Annotated in this window: 6 protein-coding genes; 4 read left to right on the top strand and 2 right to left on the bottom strand. The window is 50.6% G+C overall.

The genetic code is table 11. The annotated features are described in order from the left end of the window. From NZ772_15730 to NZ772_15715, 4 genes are all read left to right on the top strand, one after another. A partial coding sequence (locus tag NZ772_15730; protein ID MCS6815005.1) for a DUF4439 domain-containing protein occupies positions 1 to 99 on the top strand: 99 nt, incomplete at its 5' end. A gap of 146 nt (positions 100 to 245) precedes the next feature. Beyond that, positions 246 to 1,430 (top strand): MFS transporter, encoded by a 1,185-nt coding sequence (locus NZ772_15725; GenBank protein MCS6815004.1) that lies wholly within the window; start codon positions 246 to 248, stop codon positions 1,428 to 1,430. Positions 1,431 to 1,468: 38 nt separating this feature from the next. After that, on the top strand, positions 1,469 to 2,074 hold the full coding sequence (locus NZ772_15720; protein MCS6815003.1) for a sigma-70 family RNA polymerase sigma factor: 606 nt from the start codon (positions 1,469 to 1,471) through the stop codon (positions 2,072 to 2,074). 113 nt (positions 2,075 to 2,187) lie between these two features. After that, complete coding sequence (locus NZ772_15715) at positions 2,188 to 2,922, top strand: cupin domain-containing protein (protein ID MCS6815002.1); 735 nt, start codon at positions 2,188 to 2,190, stop codon at positions 2,920 to 2,922. 10 nt (positions 2,923 to 2,932) lie between these two features. Here the strand turns inward: NZ772_15715 and NZ772_15710 are convergent, their stop codons facing one another. Together NZ772_15710 and NZ772_15705 are read right to left on the bottom strand one after the other, a co-directional pair. Then, entirely contained in the window at positions 2,933 to 3,262 is a 330-nt protein-coding gene (locus tag NZ772_15710; GenBank protein MCS6815001.1) for an iron-sulfur cluster assembly accessory protein, read from the bottom strand. Then, positions 3,259 to 3,636, bottom strand: a 378-nt coding sequence (locus tag NZ772_15705; protein ID MCS6815000.1) for a phosphomannose isomerase type II C-terminal cupin domain, incomplete at its 5' end; no start/stop codon positions are given. The genes NZ772_15710 and NZ772_15705, both read right to left, overlap by 4 nt.

Here is a 3,636-nt window from a genome sequence, read left to right as displayed (position 1 = left end):
ATTCGCGCTACCTTCAAGGCATTGGGTGTCAATCTAGAGATTGTTCCGGCTGCCTTTGTCAGTGGTGATAATCGCCGTGCTTGGGTGTTAAAGGTATAGAACACGTCAATAGTAGAGTTGTTGCCCGCTAGGCTATCTACGCCACTGCACTTGCTCCATGGTGCCCTTAGTTGGAGTAGATAGTCTAGTGCAAAGGGGGATATTCAAACAGAGCCAGTTGCCGGGTTAGTCATCGTGGATATTTTATGCAGACAGGTGAAATGGAGTCATCGGAGGCAGATCAATCTATTCTGTGGCGACAGGTTTGGGGGCTAGCAGCGCTCCTAGCCGCGATTGTTATGAGCTGGATTGCCTACGGACTATACCAACCTAAGGTGCTGGTGCAGTTAGGGTTTCTGCAACTGGCCAGTAGCTTAGGGGTAATGCAGGGCTTGTTAGGGGCTGTGATTGAACCGATGGTCGGTGCCTATTCCGATCGCATAATGCAACGACTGGGCAATCGATTACCCATCATTTCAGTGGGAGTTACCCTAGCAGGGCTGCTATTTGTAGCAACCGCTGTAGCCCTACGCATTGAACTGCCCAGTGGCTGGCGCTGGTTGATTCCAGTCATGATGACCCTATGGGTAATCGCCATGATTATCTTTCGGGGGCCAGCTATTGCGCTATTACGGCAGTTTGCTCCAGTAAAAGCACTCCCGCAAGCCAATGCTGTATTAACCCTAGTTTTTAGTCTGGCTGCGAGTCTAGGGCCGATTCTAGGAGAACTCCTAGACAGACTTGGGGCATCATTGACCTTTGTGGCTGGGGCGATCGTCCTTATGGCAGCAGCAACAGTGCTATATCGTGCTCTTCCCCGCCATACCATAGCCACATTGCCTGTGGTGGATACTGTGCCCTACGATCGCCTGCGATCGGCGCTCACCTTCTTAGTGGGGCTGGGTGTTGGGTCTGACCTCAATCTACTGCTGGAGACTGTACCAAAAACAGCTAATCTCCAATTACCTCTGGTGACTACCGGCTGGATAGCTTCAGGAGTGCTACTGATCGCAGCAATCACGGCTCTTCCCCTGGGACAGATAGTGGCTAAATTAGGATCCAAGTCAGCCATGATGACTGGGTTAGGTGCAATTGCCATTTCCCTAGGGCTATCTACTCAGGTTGGCAGCCCTGAACTGGCGATTGCCAACATTGTGATAGCAGGCAGCAGTTTTGGCCTAGTGTTGATTAGCATGGTTCCCTATGCTCTAGAGTTAGTTCCCCTGTCGCAGGCAGGCTGGAGCACAGGCCTATATTTCGGTGGCGCAGGGTTGTCTGGGGTAATCGTACCCTACTTAGCTGGGTCGCTGCCTACCCTAGTGGCGGCCAGTATAGCGATTGCTATTGTCACCATCATCGTTATTGCTGCCGTCCAGTCTCACCCCGCATGATCATGGCTTGCCGATTATTGTTGGTTAATTGTGCTTAAATGATGAGGCTATCACTCTATCACTGTCATGCGTTGATGACCGATCAGTCTCCCGCTGATGACGCAACTCTCCTCGCTCAAATTGCCCAGCAGAACCAAGTAGCTCTGTCTGCTCTGTATGATCGCTATGCCAAACTTGTCTACTCCCTAGCCTTCAAAAGCCTAGGATCTGTAGAAGAGGCGGAAGAGGTGGTTTTAGACTTGTTTGCTCAGGTTTGGCGCATTGCCGGGCGCTATGACCCTGCTAAAGGTCGAGCAGACAGTTGGTTGCTGATGTTGGCTCGGAGTCGGTTGATGGATCGGTTGCGGGCGTTGCAGCGATCGCACAGAGTAGCGACAGCCTCAAGGGAATTAGCAAAAGACTTGCCCGCTGTTCCCAATAACGACCCCTTTAATGATGCTTTGTTGTCAGAGCGTCGTCGTCAAGTTATCGCCGCCTTAGAAACTCTGCCTACAGAGCAGCGACTGACGATCGAACTGGCCTATTACCAAGGGTTAACCCAGCAGGAAATTGCCGACCAGATGAACGTATCTCTAGGCACCGTCAAAACTCGTATTCGCTTAGGGCTAACCAAATTACGCACGGCCATAGGGCGCTGGGACTAGGGAAAGATAAGTAATATTTATAATGTCGTGAGAACAAGACAGGATTAGTAACTTGAGATATAATATAGGGTTTTGTATTTCATAATGTATTTGAACATCAACGGGTATTGACAATGGCTGCTCATTATTGCTTTTGCGAACTAGCTCCCCTCTATGCCCTAGGGACATTGAGTGCAGAGCAGAAGTTGTGGGTAGAGCAGCAAATTGCCGACTGTCCAGAACTGGCTGAAGAGCTGGCGATCGTCCAGGAAACAGTTGCTGCCTTGGCCTATAGCACGCCGCTGGCAACCCTCAGCCCTGCGCTCAAACAACGCCTGTTGCAGCAACTTACCACCTCCACTCCAGCCCCTGATGTAACCTCAGCACAGCCTGAAGCAGAATTACCAGCACCGTTACCTACAGATCTCAATGCCTTAGATGAACTCGCTACCCTTACCCAAAGGACAACCAACTCCCTAGAGCTATTGACTAATCTGTTGGCTGGTTTGAAATGGCGACCTCACGCAGCCCCTGGCATCGAAATTGTTCTTCTCAGCATTAACTACCGTACTCAGCGAGTCGTCTGCTTGCTAAAGGCGGAGGCTGGTGCCCGTTATCCACTGCACGACCACAGGGATGTGGAAGAGATTTTTATGCTGGCAGGTGATTTAGTTGATGGCGATCGCACTTACCACACTGGTGACTACATCCGCTCTGGAATTGGATCTAGCCATGCCCCATTTACCAGAGAGGGCTGCATCTTTCTAGTGCGCTCTTCCTTAAAAGACAAAATTCTCAAAGTTGCTGCCAGACCATCGCTGCTGTCTTGGTTCAGACGCTTTTGGCGACAGCCATCACACTCACGCTAGGTATTGGCGACTACGAACTGACTGCGAACGATGTTCCACAGCTACAGGTGCTGGTTGCCTGGGGATTGCGAAATTGAAACGCTCCACCCATTAAGTCCTCAGAATAATCAATTGTTAACCCCCGCAGATACTCTAAGTCCTGCCGATTGATGACCACGGGTAGGCGATCGCCGTCGAAGATCTGATCATCAGTAGCCACCCTATCATCAAATGTTAAGCTATATACAAGACCAGCACAGCCACCTGGCCTGACCCCCAGACGCAAGTTGGCTGCTGAAGCCAAGGAGCGACTACGCAAACGCAACAGTTCACTGACAGCAGTTTCACTGAGATGAATCATGACTTAGGCGTATCAGTGCGGGCGTAATCATCCTGAAAACGAACAATGTCATCTTCTCCCAAGTATTCCCCGTTTTGTACTTCAATCAGAACTAAGGGAATCACACCGGGATTTTCCAGCCGATGAGCTGTGCATTGCGGTACGTAGGTAGACTGGTTGCTATAAATCACAATCTCACGATCGCCACAGGTTACCTTCGCGGTACCTGAAACCACAATCCAATGCTCGCTGCGGTGATGGTGCATCTGCAAGCTCAACCGATGACCGGGCTTTACCTCAATGCGCTTAATCTTATAGCCCCGTCCCTCTTCCAATACCGTAAATGATCCCCAAGGGCGCAATTCAGTAGCAGCAACTCCCTTAGGTGTAACCGT

The sequence above is a fragment of the Cyanobacteriota bacterium genome, from assembly GCA_025054735.1.
In the GTDB taxonomy this organism is placed as follows: domain Bacteria; phylum Cyanobacteriota; class Cyanobacteriia; order SKYG9; family SKYG9; genus SKYG9.
The sequence above is the reverse complement of the archived record's forward strand: the minus strand, read 5'-3'. Positions and strand labels throughout refer to the sequence as shown.

Bases quoted from the DNA above. Each gene is read 5' to 3' on its own strand.
- NZ772_15725 (MCS6815004.1), top strand. From the start codon at position 246: ATGCAGACAGGTGAAATGGAGTCATCGGAGGCAGATCAATCTATTCTG.
- NZ772_15720 (MCS6815003.1), top strand. From the start codon at position 1,469: ATGATGAGGCTATCACTCTATCACTGTCATGCGTTGATGACCGATCAG.
- NZ772_15715 (MCS6815002.1), top strand. From the start codon at position 2,188: ATGGCTGCTCATTATTGCTTTTGCGAACTAGCTCCCCTCTATGCCCTA.
- NZ772_15710 (MCS6815001.1), bottom strand. From the start codon at position 3,262: ATGATTCATCTCAGTGAAACTGCTGTCAGTGAACTGTTGCGTTTGCGT.